13 protein-coding genes and 1 tRNA gene are annotated in these 20,075 nt (G+C 38.0%); 4 read left to right on the forward strand and 10 right to left on the reverse strand.

Annotation, left to right across the window (positions count from 1 at the left end):
• Positions 1 to 68: 68 nt before the first annotated feature.
• From purL to D0817_RS11935, 3 genes are all read right to left on the reverse strand, one after another.
• Positions 69 to 3,740, reverse strand: a complete 3,672-nt coding sequence (gene purL, locus D0817_RS11925; RefSeq protein WP_127338602.1) for a phosphoribosylformylglycinamidine synthase — start codon at positions 3,738 to 3,740, stop codon at positions 69 to 71.
• Positions 3,741 to 4,253: 513 nt separating this feature from the next.
• On the reverse strand, positions 4,254 to 6,107 hold the full coding sequence (locus D0817_RS11930; protein WP_127338603.1) for an endonuclease: 1,854 nt from the start codon (positions 6,105 to 6,107) through the stop codon (positions 4,254 to 4,256).
• Between the two features lie 404 nt (positions 6,108 to 6,511).
• Positions 6,512 to 8,026: a right-handed parallel beta-helix repeat-containing protein gene (locus D0817_RS11935; protein ID WP_127338867.1), complete on the reverse strand. Its 1,515-nt coding sequence runs from the start codon at positions 8,024 to 8,026 to the stop codon at positions 6,512 to 6,514.
• A 258-nt stretch (positions 8,027 to 8,284) separates the two neighbouring features.
• Here D0817_RS11935 and D0817_RS11940 point away from each other — a divergent pair, with 258 nt between their 5' ends.
• The 4 genes from D0817_RS11940 to D0817_RS11955 all read left to right on the forward strand — a co-directional run bounded on the left by D0817_RS11940 (position 8,285) and on the right by D0817_RS11955 (position 10,756).
• The gene (locus tag D0817_RS11940; RefSeq protein ID WP_127338604.1) at positions 8,285 to 8,713 is read left to right on the forward strand and encodes a PaaI family thioesterase; all 429 of its coding nucleotides are present in this window, start codon (positions 8,285 to 8,287) and stop codon (positions 8,711 to 8,713) included.
• A gap of 7 nt (positions 8,714 to 8,720) precedes the next feature.
• The gene (locus D0817_RS11945; protein ID WP_127338605.1) at positions 8,721 to 9,785 is read left to right on the forward strand and encodes a chorismate-binding protein; all 1,065 of its coding nucleotides are present in this window, start codon (positions 8,721 to 8,723) and stop codon (positions 9,783 to 9,785) included.
• Positions 9,786 to 9,900: 115 nt separating this feature from the next.
• Positions 9,901 to 10,617 (forward strand): bacillithiol biosynthesis deacetylase BshB1, encoded by a 717-nt coding sequence (gene bshB1 / locus D0817_RS11950; protein WP_127338606.1) that lies wholly within the window; start codon positions 9,901 to 9,903, stop codon positions 10,615 to 10,617.
• Between the two features lie 65 nt (positions 10,618 to 10,682).
• A tRNA-His gene (locus D0817_RS11955) sits at positions 10,683 to 10,756 on the forward strand.
• Positions 10,757 to 10,958: 202 nt separating this feature from the next.
• Here the strand turns inward: D0817_RS11955 and ypfJ are convergent.
• The 7 genes from ypfJ to panB all read right to left on the reverse strand — a co-directional run bounded on the left by ypfJ (position 10,959) and on the right by panB (position 20,033).
• On the reverse strand, positions 10,959 to 11,807 hold the full coding sequence (gene ypfJ, locus D0817_RS11960; RefSeq protein WP_127338607.1) for a KPN_02809 family neutral zinc metallopeptidase: 849 nt from the start codon (positions 11,805 to 11,807) through the stop codon (positions 10,959 to 10,961).
• Positions 11,808 to 11,897: 90 nt separating this feature from the next.
• Positions 11,898 to 15,581, reverse strand: a complete 3,684-nt coding sequence (locus tag D0817_RS11965) for a response regulator (RefSeq protein ID WP_127338608.1) — start codon at positions 15,579 to 15,581, stop codon at positions 11,898 to 11,900.
• 86 nt (positions 15,582 to 15,667) lie between these two features.
• Complete coding sequence (locus D0817_RS11970) at positions 15,668 to 16,465, reverse strand: hypothetical protein (protein ID WP_127338609.1); 798 nt, start codon at positions 16,463 to 16,465, stop codon at positions 15,668 to 15,670.
• Positions 16,466 to 16,583: 118 nt separating this feature from the next.
• The gene (locus D0817_RS11975) at positions 16,584 to 17,912 is read right to left on the reverse strand and encodes an aldehyde dehydrogenase (protein ID WP_127338610.1); all 1,329 of its coding nucleotides are present in this window, start codon (positions 17,910 to 17,912) and stop codon (positions 16,584 to 16,586) included.
• A 75-nt stretch (positions 17,913 to 17,987) separates the two neighbouring features.
• Entirely contained in the window at positions 17,988 to 18,677 is a 690-nt protein-coding gene (locus D0817_RS11980) for an RluA family pseudouridine synthase (protein WP_127338611.1), read from the reverse strand.
• Positions 18,678 to 18,759: 82 nt separating this feature from the next.
• Positions 18,760 to 19,110 (reverse strand): four helix bundle protein, encoded by a 351-nt coding sequence (locus D0817_RS11985; RefSeq protein WP_127338612.1) that lies wholly within the window; start codon positions 19,108 to 19,110, stop codon positions 18,760 to 18,762.
• A gap of 104 nt (positions 19,111 to 19,214) precedes the next feature.
• On the reverse strand, positions 19,215 to 20,033 hold the full coding sequence (gene panB / locus D0817_RS11990; protein ID WP_127338613.1) for a 3-methyl-2-oxobutanoate hydroxymethyltransferase: 819 nt from the start codon (positions 20,031 to 20,033) through the stop codon (positions 19,215 to 19,217).
• Between the last annotated feature and the right edge of the window lie 42 nt (positions 20,034 to 20,075).

Consider the following 20,075-nt stretch of genomic DNA (forward strand, 5'->3'; position numbering starts at 1 on the left):
AATCTTTTTAAATCATTTAATCTGTGGCAAAAAAAAACGCTCGAATTATCGAGCGTTTTATATTTTTTTTAGATTTTCTCAATCCATTTTCTGGCATTGACAAAAGCTTCATGCCAAGGGGAAACCTCGTCGTTTCTGTCTTTCGGGTAATGCGCCCAGTTCCATTGGAACGTTGAACGCTCGATATGAGGCATCATCACCAAATGTCTTCCGGTTTTGTCACACATCATTGCGGTGTTATAATCAGAACCATTTGGATTTGCAGGATACCCTTCGTAAGCATATTTAGAAACAATGTTATAATTTTCTTCGGCCAAAGGCAAATTGAATTTTCCTTCTCCGTGAGAAACCCATACCCCTAAAGTACTTCCGGCCAAAGTTGATAACATCACCGAATTATTCTCCTGAACTTTTACAGAAGTAAAAATACTTTCGTGTTTCTGGCTTTCGTTATGCAGTAATTTTCCGTGTACTTCATGCTCCGGATTGATGACTTCCAATTCCATAAACAACTGGCAGCCGTTACAGATTCCGACAGACAATGTGTCTTCTCTTTTGAAGAAATTATCCAAAGCTGTTTTTGCTTTTTCGTTGTATAAGAAAGCTCCGGCCCATCCTTTGGCAGAACCTAAGACATCTGAATTGGAGAATCCTCCCACAGCACCGATAAACTGAATGTCTTCCAAAGTTTCACGACCTGAAATCAAATCGGTCATGTGAACGTCTTTTACATCAAATCCAGCTAAGTACATAGCGTTAGCCATTTCACGCTCGGAATTACTTCCTTTTTCACGGATAATAGCGGCTTTAGGTTTTGGTTTCGAAGCGTCGATTACTGGTTTTTTTCCTGTAAAGTGAGTTGGGAACGTATAATTTAAAACCTGATTTTTATAATTTTCGAAACGGGCCTGAGCTCTTCCGTTTTTAGATTGTTTCTGGTCTAATAAATAAGAAGTTTCGAACCAAATGTCTCTATATTTCTCAATATCCAGATTATAAATTCCAAATTCCAGACTTGGCGTACTTTGCACGGAACCAATTTTGAAAAATTCGATATTGTTTCCTTTTAATTTAGCTTCAACAGCTTCGTTTGATTTTGCCTGGAACACAATTCCGATGTTTTCAGCGAAAAGGATTTTCAACAAATCTTTTTCCGCGAAAGCAGAAAAATCAATTTTAGCACCCAGATTTACATCCGCAAAACACATTTCCAGTAAAGTGGTAATCAAACCACCGCTTCCGATATCGTGTCCTGCCAGGATCTGATCGTCTAAAATCAATTCCTGAATCGTATTGAAGGCCGTTTTAAAGAAAGAAGCATCTTTTATAGTAGACGTTTCTTTTCCAATCGTATTTCTGATTTGTGCAAAAGATGAACCTCCCAATTGGAAAGCATCCTGGGACAAATTGATATAATAAATAGAATCTCCGTTTTTCTGTAAAACAGGTTCTACTACTTTTTTGATGTCGATACAGTTTCCTCCCGCAGAAATAATAACCGTTCCCGGTGCGATTACTTCGTCGTTTGGATATTTTTGTTTCATCGAAAGTGAATCTTTTCCTGTCGGAATGTTGATCCCTAATTCGATTGCAAATTCAGAACAGCCTTCAACGGCAGCGTACAAACGAGCGTCTTCGCCTTCGTTTTTACAGGCCCACATCCAGTTGGCTGATAATGAAATGCCTTTCATTCCGTCTTTAATCGGAGCCCATACAATGTTTGATAACGATTCGGCAATAGCATTTCGGCTTCCTGCCACCGGATCAATCAAAGCGGCGATAGGGGCGTGACCAATAGAAGTCGCGATTCCTTCTTTTCCTAAATAATCCAAAGCCATTACACCCACGTTGTTCAAAGGCAATTGTAACGGTCCTGCATTTTGTTGTTTGGCTACTTTTCCACCTACGCAACGGTCTACTTTATTCGTCAGCCAGTCTTTTGAACCCACTGCTTCCAAACGTAAAACGTCTTTTAAATAACTTTCGAAGTCATTTGCCGTATACGAAACATCAGCATATTTTCTGTCGATTGTTTTATCGGTCATGATCGTTTTAGGAGAACTTCCGAAGAAATCTTCCAACGCATAATCCATCGGTTTTGAACCATTTGATTTAGATTCGAAAGTAAAACGGTGGTCTCCCGTTACATCTCCAACCTGGTACATTGGGGAACGCTCTCTGTCAGCAATTCGTTGTAAAATGTCAATATCTTTCTGACCGATTACCAGTCCCATTCTTTCCTGAGACTCGTTTCCGATAATTTCTTTTGCCGAAAGTGTCGGGTCTCCAACGGGCAATTTATCTAAATCGATTAATCCTCCGGTTTCTTCCACTAGCTCAGAAAGACAGTTTAAGTGTCCTCCCGCACCGTGATCATGAATCGATACAATTGGGTTATGATCGCTTTCCACCAAACCACGAATGGCATTGGCAGCACGTTTTTGCATTTCCGGATTCGAACGCTGGATTGCGTTTAATTCAATTCCTGAACCAAAAGCTCCTGTATCTGCAGACGAAACTGCAGCACCACCCATTCCGATTCTGTAATTTTCTCCTCCAAGAATAACGATTTTGTCGCCTTCCTGTGGTTTCTTTTTGATCGATTGATCCAGTTTTCCGTAACCAATTCCGCCCGCCTGCATGATTACTTTATCGTAACCAATTTTACGGTCGTTTTCCTGGTGTTCGAAAGTTAAAACCGAACCGGTAATTAACGGTTGCCCGAATTTATTTCCAAAATCAGAAGCCCCGTTGGAAGCTTTGATTAAAATGTCCATTGGTGTCTGGTACAGCCATTTTCTTTCTTCAACTGCATTCTCCCATTTTCTGTCATCCTGAGCAGAATCAGCCGATTTCAAACGGGAATACGAAGTCATGTAAACCGCAGTTCCTGCCAGTGGCAAAGAACCCTGACCACCTGCTAAACGGTCACGGATTTCTCCACCAGAACCTGTTGCAGCTCCGTTGAAAGGCTCTACCGTGGTTGGGAAATTGTGTGTTTCTGCTTTTAATGAAATAACCGAATCAAATTCTTTTACTTCGTAAAAATCTGGTTTGTCAGCTGATTTTGGTGCAAACTGCTGCACTTTTGGTCCTTTTACAAAAGCAACGTTGTCTTTGTAAGCAGAAACAATATCATTAGGATTTTCCTGTGATGTTTTCTTGATTAATTTGAATAAAGAAGTTTCTTTCTCTTCACCGTCAATAACAAAAGTTCCGTTGAAAATCTTGTGGCGACAGTGTTCTGAATTGGCTTGGGAGAAAGCAAAAATCTCAGAATCGGTTAGTTTTCTTCCCAGTTTTACCGCAAGATTGTCTAAATAATCTACTTCTTCCTGGCTTAAGGCCAAACCTTCTACTTTATTGTAAGTCGCAATATCATCGATTTCCAGAATAGGTTCCGGCTGTACGTTGATCGTAAAAATTTCCTGATCCAGCTGGTTGAATTTTTGAGAAAGCATCGGATCAAAATCGGTAAAATCTTCCGTTGCCGGATGAAATTCTTCAATTCTGATGATGCCCGGGATACCCATGTTCTGAGTAATCTCTACAGCATTTGTACTCCAGGGTGTGATCATCGTGGCGCGGGGACCAACAAAAAAATCCGACAGCGCGGATTTTTTGATCTTATTGGAGTTGGCAAAAAGCCAGTTTAGTTTTGAAATGTCTTGAGCCGAAATTTCGTTTTGCGTTTGTACTGCAAAAACAGTTTTGCTTTGGTTTTCAAAGAAATGGATCATTTTGTGTAGTTTGTTGTATTGAGGTGCAAATTTAGTGTAAATAAATAGTAAGCGCAAATTTGAAAACGAAGTCTTTTAAAAAAAATGAAGGGTGCTTTTTTTTACCATATAAGTGTTCAAAGGGACAAAGGTTCAAAGGTGCAAAGGGTCAAAGGTGCAAAGGGTAAGGGTATAAAGTTTGAATTTAAGCTTGGCAAATAAAAAACTTTGCGGCTTTGCGACTTTGCGTGCAAAAATCCATACGCTTTTTTTGACCATGTAAGTGATGTAAGTTCATTTAAGAAGTTGGACTGGGTTTTGTTTTTTAATCTCCCGCAGATTTGCTTCGCCAGTTCGCTATCGCTCGGGTAGCAGATTAAGCGGATACAAAGATTAATAAAAGATTGAGCGGATTTATAATAGAAATAAATCTGCTCAATCTGCAAAATCTGCGAGAAAATTAAATTTTAAAATTTACTACAACAAAAAAAGCGGCAATTTGCCGCTTTTAGTTTATGAGAATCTAATTTTAAATTAGTTGATGATAATCTTTTTATACACTGTTTTTTCATCTTTCGTGATGACAACAATGTATATTCCTTTGGCGAGGTGGCTTACGCCTATTTCAGGATTGTTAATGTTTTGTTTTTCGAAAACTTTTTGTCCCGAAAATGAAACGATTTCAATTGAATAAGGAGCCTCTGCGTTATTATAGCCTATGTTGAAATTTCCATTGGAAGGATTCGGATAAATTATAATTTCATCAGCATCGGAGGCAGTTTCTTCTTTTGCTGCATTGGCTGTTTTGCTTGCTAAGTTATTGCAGGTATCTGTCGTGTACGAATCCCATTGTGAACTCAAATTGAAAGTTGTGGAAGGAGAAGTTACCGTCGATTTTCTTCTTAAGGTAACATCTATGGCAAAGTTTGCAGTTCCGCCATTGAAAGTTCCGATGATATCGATCAAAACATCGTTTTTGAATAAACCTACAGCGTCATTTCCGTTAAACATTAACTCCGTTCCGCTTGTCGAAATATTGGCTGCGCTTGTAGAAAAACAAGCCGAAGAAATGGAACTGTTTACAATCACAAATTTACTTCCTGTCGTTAAAGTTCCGCTCAGGGCTAAACCGGTACTCCAGGCACCTGCACCATTCGTTTGTTTTTTAACCGTATAGGCTGCTAAACTCACGGAGCTTCCTGTATTGTTGGCAATTTCCAGCGCTTTATTATTTCCGGAACCTTCAATATATTCAGAGAAAAGCAAATCGGTTGCAGTTCCGCCGGTTCCGCTGCTATTGGTCGTAACGGCTATTGTATTGCTTGAAGCAGAAGTATTTCCGGCCGCATCTTTGGCTTTTACATAAATTGAATAACTTGTAGAAGCTGTTAAACCTGTAATGGTTGCTGTTAAACCTGAAACTGTTGTTTTTAAAACGCTGTTTGCATACACGTTATATCCTGTTACGGCAACATTATCTGTTGAAGCATTCCACGAAAGTGTAATAGAAGTCGCTGTTTTTGTTGTTGAAGCCAAACTTGTCGGAGCGGTTGGCGCCGTAGTATCTCCGGATGGTGGTGTACCTCCCCAGATTTGATTGACATATTCCGGATGATCGATATACGGATTCCTGTTGTTCTGACGCGCATAAATAGCATTGTTTCGGGCGATTTCTCTCGCACTTACCGGATCTTGTGCATTCCAGGCTAGAAGTACGTTTAAGAAGGCAGTTGTAAATACTTTATTACTGGAACCGTCGAACATTGCAAAAGAATAACCTGCAACGGTATTTTCATAACGGGTGGCAAAATAAAAATACATTCGGGCAATATCGCCTTTGAAAGCATTTACAGGTTCGAAAACAGTTCCCGAATATCCGGATACGGCACTGGAACCTAATTTGCTTCCGTTTTGAGAAGTATAAGTTACTGAACTCACTGTTCCATGCGGGTAATTAGAACGTATTCCGTTTACTTTTCCATCGGTTGGTGTGATAAAATGAGCATCGGCAACCATTGGCGATTGTTCATTAAAGACAGATTGCGGAATGATGTGTTCCCTGTTGTAGCAATCGCCTTCTACGGAATAACTGCCACATCTTTGCGTTGTTCCAGTACTGTAATTATAAGGATCTGTCCCTGATGGATTTTCGGAATACATGTCTAAAACAGTTCCGTCATTTTCGTAGAAATTATCAACATCCGAGGTTTGATAGGTCGTGTACAATCCGGCATATCCGTTATCGGTATGGCCTTTAATGATGTTGTATAATTGTGTTTTTAAAGTGTAACCGGTTCCGGTGGCAGTGCTGTAATAACCGGACGGGATTTGCGCAAAACCCGCGATAGTAAAGACCAGTAACAGAAACGAAGAGTAGATTTTTTTCATAAAATTTGTTTAATGTTTGGTTGGTAATAAATTGATTAATAGTGTTTTAATTTATTGTTGTACCAAATCTACTACTTTTATGAATACGCTGGGTTAAGGAATGATTATTTTTAGATATATTTTCTTACGGTTGTTTCTTTTACCATATAAGTGTTAAAAGGTTCAGAGGTTCAAAGGTTCAAAGGTTCAGAGGTTCAAAGGTTCAGAGGTTCAGAGGTTCAAAGGTTCAGAGGTTCAGAGGTTCAGAGGGACAAAGGTGCAAAGTGACAAAGTTTGAACTTAATCCTTACAAATAAAAAACTTTGCGACTTTGCGTCTTTGAGATCAAACTTTGACGCAAACTTAAATGTACTTACATCACTTATATGGTAAAAAGCATCATCTTTACGCCTTGTAGCAAATCTTTATTTTGGAAAGTCAGCACTCTGGTAAGCACCCAAATCCGGCGGAGAAGTTCTGGTAGCCCCTAAAATGTCCAGCGGAATTGCATACGCCTGATTTCCTTTCGCGAAAGCGGCGGAAGTTTTATCAATATTGAACTTGTTCTGAGACACGTTATAAAACTTTGGATTTTCATTTAGAATGATCTGATTGTAATGAATCGCATCATCTTTAAACTGATAATCCGGATTTTTGCTGGTGCTGCTGAATTTCAATAAACAATTGTTCAGTTGATAGACGAATTGCGAGTTTGTGCTTTTGTCCAGATTAAATTCATTGGTACTGGAACCATAAATAATACAATTGTTAAACGTAGCCTGAGTCAGGTCTTTCGTTTCCGGAGTTGCTCCGGACAGGCGGTTGCTTAAGTTAACAGCAAAATGGTCGCCACTTGGCCAGTTGTTGTAAAAAGTACTATGGGTAAAACTGTAATCCCCGCCATAAATACAGGATAAACCTGCCAAACCCGAATAATTAATGACAACATTCTCTCCTTTGATTCGGGCATGCTGTGCTAAAATGCCATATTGGGAACAGTTGTAAATTTGTGTGTTTTTAAGCTGAACCGTTGTCGCGTCCTGGTTTCTGATCGATAAACCAATGGTTGCATTTTTTAGTGTCAGGTGATTGATGGTATGATTGGTACTTCCGTCCGCGAGAATAACGGCACCCCATTGTCCAGGAATATCCGAGTAAAGCGATTCTAAACGATCGCCTTCAAAAACAACTTCATTTTCTGATTTTTCACTTGTTGAAACCGCTCCGTTAATGTGCAGGGAAGCATTTTTATCCACAAAAAGCCCCGAATTAGCATGAAAAAACACCTTGGAACCGGCTTCGAATGTGACGGTTTTATTTTCAGGAACTCCTGCGTAACCATAAATAACATACGGTTTTTGTTTTGTAAAAAGCAGTTCATTTCCGTTTGCAGCATCATTTTCATCGAGATAAAAACCATCCACAGCTTTACCATCGATCTGAATTTTTTCGTTGCTTCCGTCCGGATTTTGTTTGGGATATAAAAAAACGGCATCCTGAATTAAGGTAACCAAAGCTACTCTTTGAAGATTGGCTCCGCTGTCAAATTGAATTTCGTCGGTATATAAAAAATCAGTGGGGTCAGCATCGGTGATATCTGCCGTTGTTTCTATAAAAATGTACAAACTGTCTTTGGCCAAAAGGGTAACATTATTGAAGATTTTGCCATTGTTTCCGTTCGTTCCGTCTACCGTCATTCGGTATTTGGAACTTAACCCTTTTTTAAGCTGAATAACCGGAATCGAAATATCGTCTTTGCTTTTGTTGTACACTTTAAGCTGGTAAGTAGCCGAACCGATGTTTTTAAAAACCGTATCCAGATAAACGGTATCTTTTGAAAATTTTAAATTTCCGGAACTGGCAACGGTGTCAAAATCAGTCCGACAGGAACTGGCAGTTAAAAGTATTCCGAAAATGAAGAGGATATAGTAATGACGCATCTGAATATGTTTGTTGTTTTTTGCCACGGATTTAAAGATTTAAATGATTTTCTACTTTAAGTAAATAAACTTTTTAATCTGTGGTAATCTGTACCATCTGTGGCAAAAAAGATAATTTCCAGCCAAAGATAAATTTTGATTGTTGGTGTAAAAATAACAAAAAACTGACAGGTTCGAAGATCATTTTAATAATAGAATTGTATTTTATAATTTGTATCTCTTCTTTTCTTTAATTTTACGGCTTTAAATTCCATTTTAATGAATTACACAAAAGAACAAATATTAGAGCGTTGCAATCAGTTCACTAAAAATACACTGATGGAAACGCTGAAAATAGAATATATAGATGCGGGCGAAGATTTTCTGACTGCAAAAATGCCCGTAAATCCAGCAGTTCACCAACCTATGGGACTGTTACACGGTGGCGCTTCAGTCGCTTTGGCCGAAAGCGTTGGAAGTGCAGCATCCTTCTTCTTTATAGATCCAAAAGAGCAGGAAGTCCGCGGCATCGAGATTTCTGCCAATCACCTGAAAAGTATTCGCGAAGGTTATGTTTTCGGAACCGCACGCATCATTCATAAAGGAAGAAGCATCCACCTTTGGGAAATTAAAATTACCGACGAAGAAGGTAATCTGATTTCACTTTGCAAATTGACGAATATGGTTTTGGACCGAAAGAAAAGTTAACGGAATCATGAATAATTTCTTCTCTAAAATAAAACTGCATAAAGAACAAAATTTGCCCTTTGTTCTTTATTCCAAACCCAATTCCACTAAAATGATTGGGCTGTTACAAAAAAATAATATACTGTATACCGTTTCTGATTTTACCGAAAAAGGATTTGTATTTGCTTCTTTTGATGAAAAGCAATTGATCCTGATTCCGGAAAACGAATCTGAAATCATTACTGCTGAACAGGAGAATATTGAATTCAGTCCGGTTGAAACGCATGATCTGAGTTTTGATCCTGCTGCTAAAAAACAATACGAAGATTTAGTCGCTAAAGGAATTGAAGCGATTAAAAACGAAGAATTCAAAAAAGTAGTATTGTCAAGAAGCGAGAGTGTAGCTGTAAGCGATTTCGATTTTATAACGACTTTCCGGCAATTGATTCAATTGTATCCGACGACTTTTAGTTATTGCTTTTTTCATCCCGAAATCGGTTTTTGGATGGGGGCAACGCCCGAACAATTGCTAAAAGCCAACGGAAACGTATTTGAAACCACTGCTTTGGCCGGAACGCAGAAGGCCAACGTAGAAGCGGAGATTTCCTGGCAGCAAAAAGAAAAAGACGAACAGCAATATGTAACCGATTTTATTGTAAAGAGACTGCGCGAAGTGGCGCTGTCGGTTCATGTAACGGAGCCTTACAGCATCAAAGCGGGATCGATCTGGCATATTAAAACGGATATTTCGGGTGTTTTAAATGACAATTCAACTCTGGAAGAAGTCATTGACACTTTGCATCCAACGCCCGCCGTTTGCGGATTACCTAAGAAAAAAGCAAAAGCCTTTATCATAGAAAACGAGCATTATGAACGGACTTTTTACACCGGTTTTTTGGGCGAATTAAACAGCAGCCTGGCATCAAACGCGGTAAGCTCGGATTTATTTGTAAATTTACGAAGCATGCAGCTTCAGGATCATAAAGCTATTTTGTACATGGGCTGCGGCATCACCAAAGAAAGTATCCCGGAGAAAGAGTGGGAGGAAAGCGTTAATAAGTCGATGACGATGAAAAGAGTGCTGAGGAAGTGAAAGAAATAGTCTCAGTTTTCAGTCGCACTGGAAACTGAGACTGGAAACTGTGACTGAAAACTGCGACCCAAAACCTGAAACCTGATACCTGAAACAAAAAAAACAAAAAAACAAAATGAAATTAGATATACTAGCCTTTGGCGCACACCCGGACGATGTGGAATTAGGTTGTGCCGGAACGATTTTAAAAGAAGTATCACTGGGTAAAAAAGTCGGTATTATCGATTTAACACGCGGTGAACTGGGTACACGTGGTACGGCTGAAACAAGGGACGAAGAGGCCGCCGCCGCTGCAAAAATATTAGGGGTCGTAGTTCGTGAAAATCTGGCCATGCGTGACGGCTTTTTTGCCAATGATGAAAAACATCAGCTGGAAGTTATTAAGATGATCCGAAAGTACAAACCTGAAATTGTGTTGTGTAATGCCATTGACGACCGTCATATCGACCACGGTAAGGGAAGTAAATTGGTTTCCGATGCCTGCTTCTTATCGGGACTGATGAAAATTGAAACTTCAATAGACGGCGTGAACCATGAAGCCTGGAGACCCAAAGTAGTGTACCATTACATTCAGTGGAAAAACATTGAACCGGATTTCGTAGTAGACATCACCGGCTTTGAACAGAAAAAAATAGAAGCAATCCTGGCTTATAAAACACAATTTTATGATGCTAATTCGAAAGAACCCGCCACACCGATTACAAGCAAAAACTTCCTGGAAAGCTTAAATTACCGTGCGCAGGACTTAGGAAGGCTTGTTGGGAAAGATTTTGCGGAAGGATTTACTGTCGAAAGGTGTTTGGCAGTCAATAGCTTAGAAAATTTGATGTAATTTTTTCAAATTTTTCTTTGTAGAAGTAAACCTTTGTTATATATTTGCAACCGCTAAGCAAAATGGTGGTTGTAGCTCAGCTGGTTAGAGTAGCGGTTTGTGGTGCCGCGGGTCGCCGGTTCGAACCCGGTCAGCCACCCAGAAATTTAAAGCCCTGAAGAAATTCAGGGCTTTTTTTGTACGTTTAAGTTTTTGAGTGATTTTGTGTCATTTCGTCGAAATGACAAGTGCACAACTACCAGGTTTGGAATTTAAATATTGTAATTTTTCTTTTTTCGACACAAAAAAAGCACAACATACAAAGTTGTGCTTTAGTTGGTTTATTATATTTGGTTGTTGTATTATCTTATTTCCTCAAAAGTGGTTCCCTGTTTGATATCTCCGGTCGAAAAACCTTTTTTAAACCAGTACATTCTTTGTTCTGATGTACCATGTGTAAATGAATCAGGAACTACATGACCCTGCATTTTACTCTGAATGGCATCATCTCCAACTGCACTTGCGGCACTTAAGGCCTCATCAATGTCGCCAGCTTCAAGATATTGCTTGTTGTCATGAGCCCAGACTCCGGCGTAAAAATCAGCCTGTAATTCTAAAGCTACAGAAAGTTTATTGGCCTCCGCTTCGCTTTTTCCCTGCTGTTCTTCACGCATTTTTTCTGATGTACCGAGTAACGTTTGAATGTGGTGGCCAATTTCATGCGATATAACATACGCAATTGCAAAGTCACCGCCCTTAGCCCCGAATTTTGTTTTTAGCTCCTGAAAGAAGTCTAAATCCATATATACTTTCCTGTCACCGGGACAGTAAAAAGGTCCGGAAGCAGACGACGCTCCGCCACAGGCTGTTTCTACAGAACCTTTGAAAAGTACTAATTTTGGATTTTCGTACGTCATGCCATTTTCGGCAAAAATTTTACTCCAGGTGTCTTCATTGTAAGCCAGCATGGCCCGGACAAAGTCACCCATTTCTTTCTCTTCATTGCTTAATGGCGCAGCAGCTTCGGTTTGCTGTTGTCCTCCTTGCATTTGCTCTAGTGCAGTACCGATAGTTTGGCCGGTTTCACCTCCAAAAACGTTTAGCAACAAAATAATTATACCAATAACTCCTCCTCCCAGAGCTACTTTTCCCCCAGAGAAACCTCTTCTGTCTTCAACGTTATCACTTAGTCTTTTGCCTAGCCACTTCATAGTATATTGTTTTAATGGTCGTTGTAATTTTAGTTGTACGAATTTATATATTTTTTTGAAAATAAGGTTACACCATACAAGTATCTTTTTCTATTTTATCCATTTTGATAATGCCTCTTCCACCGTGCCGCGAATGATAGGTTTTGAGATGTAATCGTTCATTCCGGCAGAGATACATTTATTTCGTTCGTCTTTTTCGGCACCGGCTGTTACAGCGATTATCGGAATGCTTTTGCCGGTTAATGTGTTTCTTATGGCTCTTGTAGCTTCATAACCGTTCATAATTGGCATCTGAATGTCCATAAAAACCAGGTCCGGACTTATGTTGTCAATTTGATTTACTGCTTCATACCCATTTTCGCATTCATAAATAAGTGTATTGATGTTCAGGTTTTTTAGGATTGTCTTCAGCAACAGCATGTTTACTTTGTTGTCTTCGACAATTAGGATGCTTAATTTTTTTTGATTGGAATAATAATTCAGATCCAGTTCCTTGCTAATGGTTTTGGATACAATTTTGTATTTCTCGTTGATGCTTTTATGGCTGATATTTAAATTCAGGTCGAAATAAAAATTACTTCCTTCGTCTATTTTACTTTTAAGCTGTAAACGACTTTCCATTAGCGCCAGCAGCTGATTAGAGATGGTTAATCCTAAACCGGTTCCTCCGAATTTTCGTGTTGTGGAGCTGTCTTCCTGAGAAAAAGCCTTGAATATTTTCTTCTGGTTTTTTTCAAGTATGCCAATTCCGGTATCAACGACCGAAAATCGAATGATGTAATTTTCCTCTGATTTTTGCTCGATAACAGAAACATTTAATTTGATGCTGCCTTCGTTTGTAAACTTAATAGCATTGGATAAAAGGTTGATCAGGATTTGTTTTAACCGTACAATATCAGTCCAGATGTATTTCGGGACATTCGGATCAACGTTTAGTTCCAGCTGGAGGCTTTTTTGGTTGGATTCATAAACAATCAGGTCAAATATTTGTCCCAGTATTTTCTGGATGTCGTAGAGGTCTATAAAAAGCTCGAGTTTTCCCGCCTCAATTTTAGAAAAATCAAGGATATCATTAATGATTTCCAGCAGGGAATGCGCCGATTGATTGATTGTGGTCATGTACTTTTCCTGAATTTCCCCAAGATTGGTTTTCATCAGTAAATGGGTGAATCCGATAATTCCATTTAAAGGCGTACGGATTTCATGAGACATATTGGCTAAGAAATCAGATTTTGACTTATTCGCCGCCTCCGCGAGTTCTTTGGCTTTGATGGCATCTTCGCTTTCTTTGATCTTCGCCTGATTCCTGTTTCTTTCGAGAGCCGATGAAATATTGTTGGCGAGTGTCTGGAAAATGTAGATTTCATCATCTGTCCATTTCCTTTCTTTGGTACAATCATCAAAACCGATAAAACCGGAGAAGTTATTATTGGCATACAAAGGCAAAATCAGAATGGACTTGATTTCGTTGGTGACCAGTAAATTTTTGAAAAAAGTATCTTCGAGGTTTTGTGTTAAGATGCTTAAAACTTTTTTACTTTGGGAATGTTCAATTATTTCTTTTAAATTTTCTTCCGTAAAATTTTGCAGCTCTGTTATCTGATGTTTTACGCCATCTCTGGACCACTTGTATTGCTGAGTAATGGTTTTGGTTTCAAAATCTTTTTCGTAATAAAAGATATGATCGACATTCGAGGCTTCACCAATAATTTCGTAAGTTTCCTCAAACATTTTCTGCGTGCTTTTGCTCATTAAAAATTTCTCCGTACAAAGTGCCAGTGCAGAAAGCAATTCACTTTTAAGTTCCAGTTTTTTCTCTGCTTTAAGCCGCATTTGGGATGAAATTGCGAGGGAAATCACATCTGATATCGTTCTGGCATAATTGATGTCTTCATTGTCCCAGTCTCTTTTTTCTTCGGTACTTTCAAAACAAGCTACACCGGCCAGCTGCCCGTTGAGGAAAATAGGCACGTCCAGCATTGATTTTATTTTATTCTGAATGAAATATACTTCTTTAAATTCAGAGGTTTCCAGTTTGTTAAAAACGTCCGGAGCGTTTATAATGGCTTTATTTTTTAAGGTTTCAAAATAAATAGGATATGATTCCTTATCCAGAATGTTTTTATCACTTAAGCTCTGATTGTCCCAGCTAAATAAGTTTTTGCAGGTAATAATATCATTGGAATACCTCCAGAAACTAACCCTGCTTGTTCTCGATACTGTGGCAGCTTCCTGAATGATATAGTCAATTACGGTCTGGAAATTACTGTAATTCCGAAAATCTGTTGTTGATAATTTTTTGGTGGAGTTGTTGTACGATTCTATTTTTTCAAGACGCCTTTTTTTCTCGTTTTCGATGTCTTTTATTTCGGTAATGTCCCTTGCGATACCGGCAAAACCGATCGTCTGACCCAGGTCATTTTTACGGATAATTACCTTTTGGGAAATCCATAATTCTTCGCCGTTTTTCTTTAAAATCGGGATTTCAATCGTGGGATAATTGATTTCGTTCTGCTCCAGGTTTTCGTAAAAGTCAACAGCATTTTTTATATAATCCTCATGAATGAAATTGGAATAATGCTGCATGATAATTTCATTCTCAGAATACCCTAAAATAGAAAACCCAAATTCATTTACAAAAGTAAAATAGCCATCAATATTTATTTCAAATATGATATCTGTGGCAGTCTGAATCAGGTTTTTATATTGGTCCTGAACGATAATCTGCTCCGTAACGTCCTGACCGATACTGATAATTAAGTCTTCAGAAAACTTTTTATCTTTCCATTGGATGTATTTGTACTCGCCGTTTTTATTTTTTAATTTCTGGATGTAAAGTTTATCATCAATTTGCTTCTTATTGTGGTTCTCCTTTATGAATTCCCGGTCTTCGGTTAGTTTCCAGAATTTCATTGCCATCACTTCAGCCGGCAGATATCCTAAAATGGAAGTAATTGTTTCGCTGCAAAACAGAATTTCCCCTTTTTGATTTGTTGCAATGGTCAGCGAATTTCCTTTGTGCACAATTTCATTTGTAAATCTGAAATTATCACGGCTGTTTAATAAAACAGCATATTTGACCTGATTGATAATAAAAATCAGAATTGAAAAATTAATTAATAATATGGAGGACTTTAACGGAATTAAATGAAAAACAATTGTTGTAATCTGAAACGTAAAAGCCAATACAACAAAAAACCAATAAATTTTGATTGGTTTTAAAATGTTATAAGCAAAGAAAAATGAAATCAAAAAAATAATAATCGGCACCACATCATTCGAAAGGTAAACGATATTGAATGCGACATAGGAAATATAAATAAAGAAGGAAAAGATAAAAATGGTCTGGATTTTATCTCTCAGTACTTTTATTTTATCGGTTACAAAATAAACCAGCAATACAAAAACACCGATGGAGGAATTTGTAATCAATAAACTTTTGGGCCTGATCTTAAATATTTCATTGATAATTTCGATGACAATAATGGCGATCCCAAAGAATAAAATGTAGAGTTGATATTCCCTGCTCGTGGTGTCATCATCTTTTCTTTTTTCGATGAAATATCCAATTTTAGCTTTAATTCTGAAAAACTGATAAATCAGCAAAGTAAGAAACCCTACCAAGGATAATCCTAAAATAATGATTTTGGGATTGTTATAGAAAATAATATCAGAATTGAATACAAACCAGTTCATTCCGCCTGATTTCAGGGCATCTCCAAAAATGGCGATTCCCGAAATCAGTGAATGAATACAACTATAGTTTTGTACCATAGTATTTGGGGTATATTTGGTTTAGTAAATAGCTTTTTTAAGTTTTTAAACGGAGTAGGTTAAGCTCCTTTTTTATTCAGAAAACTTTAATTATAAGAATCGGACTGACCGATAGAGTCAATAGAATTTTCATCTTCATCAGTTAATATAATAGCCCTGTAAATGGCATAATTTACCGAGTATGTCAGTGGAATTGTGAATACGACACCAATGCAACAGCCAATAAAACCTACCATAGAAGCCAATCCTCCAACAATTACCAAAAGAAGAATAACGAAGGGTTGTTTGCTCACGATCATAACGCTCGTTTTGATCGCGTCTATTGCGTTCAGTTCACCAAAGATAATAAGCGGGAGGGTTAAGGTTGTAAATAAGGTGATCACAATTGTAATGATCGTATCGACAAACATGATACCCAGTAAGCTGAAACCAACAGAGATTAAGCCTCCTAACAAAGAGATGGATAAGGCAGCTATAAAAAGATTCGGAAAGTGACGTGAATTATAATACGAAAAAATAGTGGATACATTAAAAGCTTCGTCTTTATCGGCACAATCCGCCATTTTTAGAAATCCAGCTGTAAACGGACTTAAAAATGCCGAGACAAATGCTATCACTAAAGTGTAAATTAACAGGACCGAATGATCGGTTTGTTCGTTCTGAAGGTTTTTGAAAAATTCTTCGTTAAAATGCTCAACGCCATATAGCGCCACTAAAATTCCTCCTCCGAGGAAAAAAGCTAAAATTGAAAATACCAGTAATATTAATCCGGCATAAAGTGCTATTTTTTTATAGTTTTCGAAAGCGTGGTTGAAAACATTCGAAAAATCTAACGAATAGCCATTTTTCCTAATGTCTTCGATTTGGTCAAGTGTAGATTTCATTTTTTTGAGTAAAATTGTGTTATAGTCTGTTTTATTTGATGTTATTCAGACGTAAATATAATATTTTTAATCAATTCCATATAAAAATCTACAAAACATTACTAAAATGTTTTAGTGCTTATAACCAGTCTAATATACGTTTAATTGCGGCCAATTTATCTTTATAAGGGGCATATCGCATAGGCAGGTCGAGCCAGTTTCCTTTTTTGACCACGCCTTTATGATGCGAGAAAATATCAAAGCTCAGCTGACCGTGATAAGCTCCTATACCGCTATGGCCGACACCGCCAAAAGGCAGTCTTTTATTAGAAAAATGTACCACAGTATCGTTGATGCAACCGCCTCCAAAAGAGTAGGTGGTAATCAGTTTTTTTGCAAAAGATTTGTTATCACTAAAAACATAAAATGCAAGTGGTTTCTCATATCGGCTGATGACCTTTTTAATGTCATCTTCAGTCTCATAAGTAAGGATCGGTAAAATCGGGCCAAAAATTTCTTCTTTCATTACAGCACTGTCCAAAGCAGGTTCTTCCAGCAGCGTTGGTGCAATATATAAGGCATTCGCATCTGATTCCCCGCCAAAAAGCACGCGTTCCGGATCAATCATATTGACTAAGCGCAGCCAGTTTTTAGTATTGATAATTCGGGCAAAATCAGGTGATTTCTCCATTTTTTTGCCGTAGGATTTGGTGATTTCTTCCATCATAAAAGAGAGAAAATTGATTTTCATATTCTTTTGGATCAGGATGTAATCGGGAGCGATACAGGTCTGGCCGGCATTGATAAACTTGCCCCAGACAATTCTTTTTGCCGCTAATTTCAGATCGGCAGTTTCATCAATAATACAGGGGTTTTTTCCGCCTAATTCAAGAGTAACAGGCGTCAGGTTTTCTGCGGCGGCTTTGGCAACAACCTTACCAACAGCTACACTTCCGGTAAAGAAAATATAATCCCATCGTTGTGCCAGCAATGCACTCGAAACTTCTACGCCGCCTTCAAAAACTTCGACATGATTGACATGAAACGTCTTCTGAATGATTTTTGTTATGATGGCAGAGGTATGAGGTGTGAGTTCTGAAGGCTTCAAAACCACTCTGTTTCCCGCTGCAACAGCAGAAATCAGGGGGCATAAAGCAAGCTGGAAAGGATAATTCCACGGTGCAATTACCAATACTTTTCCGTAAGGTTCTTTGTAAATATAATCGGTGGAGGGGAAATTAAGAAGTGAAGGCCAAATACGTTTTGGTTTTGCCCACTTGTGAATATTCTTAATGGTGTCTTTCAATTCCGAAATGACATAATTGGTTTCGGTTAAAACAGCTTCAAATTCGGGTTTTTTAAAATCATCGTATAACGCTTTTACAATCAGGTCCTCGCTTTTCTGAATGTTATATAATAACTTTTTTAGCGTTTCTTTTCTGTATCCGATGTCGTTTTTGTAGTCCATTTTACGTTTAACTTGATTTTTTGACTTTGCAAGTTAATTGATAAAATTTAAAAAAATAACAATTTCATCATAAAATCACAGCGCATTCCAGATGGTTTCATCAGGCACAGGGGCAACGATTGTCATGTTTTCCTTGGAAACGGGATGTATAAAAACTAATTTTCTGGCATGAAGATGAATGCCTCCGTCAGGGTTACTCCGGTCAAAGCCATATTTTAAATCGCCCTTAATCGGGGAGCCGATTGCAGCCAGTTGCGCACGGATCTGATGATGGCGCCCGGTATGAAGATTGATCTCTAAAGCGACATAGTTCTGAAGTTCTTTAAAGACGGTATAATCCAGACTGGCGACTTTACTGTTCGGAACTTCTTTTACATGGGCTTTTGAAGTATTATTTTTTTCATTCCTTTTTAAAAAATGAACCAATTTGGCAGTTGTTTCTACAGGTTTGTTTTTAACAACTGCCCAATAGGTTTTTTGTGTTTCGCGATTGCTGAACATTTCGTTCATTCGCGTTAAAGCTTTGCTGGTTCTGGCAAAAACAACGATTCCTGTGGTTGGCCTGTCCAAACGGTGGATCACGCCCAGAAACACGTCGCCGGGTTTGTTATACTTGTCTTTAATGTATTCCTTTACAACATCAGATAGAGGTTTGTCACCCGTTTTATCGCCTTGTACAATATCGCCTACGCGTTTATTGACCACAATGATATGGTTGTCTTCGTGTAGGATTTGGAGGTTGTTTTTATCTGAAATAATTTTCATTTTAGACTTACTTAGATTTTTAGACTGACTTAGACTTCTTAGATCTTAGCCTTTAATTGGTTTAATTAGTGGCTTGGAAGAGTTATAATAAAGTAGCTCTAAATCTTGATGTCATTTTAATAATTTCCTCCAACATATTTGTTAATTCAATTGTGCTTTCTTCAGTGATAAATCCTAAATCAGACGAAATTAAAAGTTGTGTTTCTACTTCATAAGCTGAACCAATTGCAATTTCTAAAAATCTCGCAAAGTCTTTATTCGAATTTCTTGAAGAACCTTCTGCAATATTTGAAGGAATTGAAATCGCAGCTCTTCGCAATTGATTTGTTATTCCAAATTTTTCTTCATTTGGAAAATTAGCTGTTGCGTTATAAATTTTAGAACAAAACAGTCTGCTTTTCTTCCAGATTAAAAGCTCTTTAAATTGATGCATTTTTTTTTAAATTAGTTAGATTCCGGACTACTTTAGACTTCTTAGCTTATTCAGATTTTCAAAGAATAAGATCTAAGAAGTCTAAGAAATCTAATAAATGCAGCCTAATACTGTTCCGTAGAATTCGGAAAATCGCTGGACTTGACGTCAGCAGCATACTGACCAATAGCTCTGGTCATTTCTTCGTATAAATTTAAATAGCGGCGTAAGAAACGCGGACTGAATTCGTTGTTCATTCCTAACATATCGTGAATAACCAGAACTTGTCCGTCAACGCCTCCGCCTGCACCAATACCAATTACCGGGATTGAAATGCTTTTAGCCACTTTTTCAGCTAAATCGGCTGGGATTTTTTCCAAAACAATTCCAAAACAACCAATTTTTTCTAAAAGTTTGGCGTCTTCGATTAGTTTTTCAGCTTCCTGATCTTCTTTTGCACGAACACTGTAGGTGCCGAATTTATAGATCGATTGTGGTGTTAAACCCAAATGTCCCATCACCGGGATTCCGGCGTTTAATATTTTTTTGATAGATTCCTTAATTTCTTTTCCTCCTTCAAGTTTCACGGCATGACCGCCGCTTTCTTTCATGATTCTAATGGCAGAACGCAACGCTTCTTTCGGATCGGACTGGTAACTTCCAAAAGGTAAGTCGACTACCACCAATGCTCGTTCTACAGCGCGAACTACAGACGAAGCGTGATAAATCATTTGATCTAAGGTAATTGGCAAAGTCGTTTCGTGACCCGCCATCACGTTTGATGCTGAATCGCCCACTAAAATCACATCGACTCCTGCGGTGTCCACAATCTTAGCCATTGTAAAATCGTAAGCGGTAAGCATAGAGATTTTTTCTCCGTTGCTTTTCATTTCGATTAATGACTTTGTTGTTATTCTTTTATAATCTTTTTTTGCTACTGACATTTTATTTTTTTTTGAAGATGTAAAAGTATTGAATAATTATAG

The organism is Flavobacterium cupreum (assembly GCF_003996965.1).
Lineage (GTDB): Bacteria > Bacteroidota > Bacteroidia > Flavobacteriales > Flavobacteriaceae > Flavobacterium > Flavobacterium cupreum.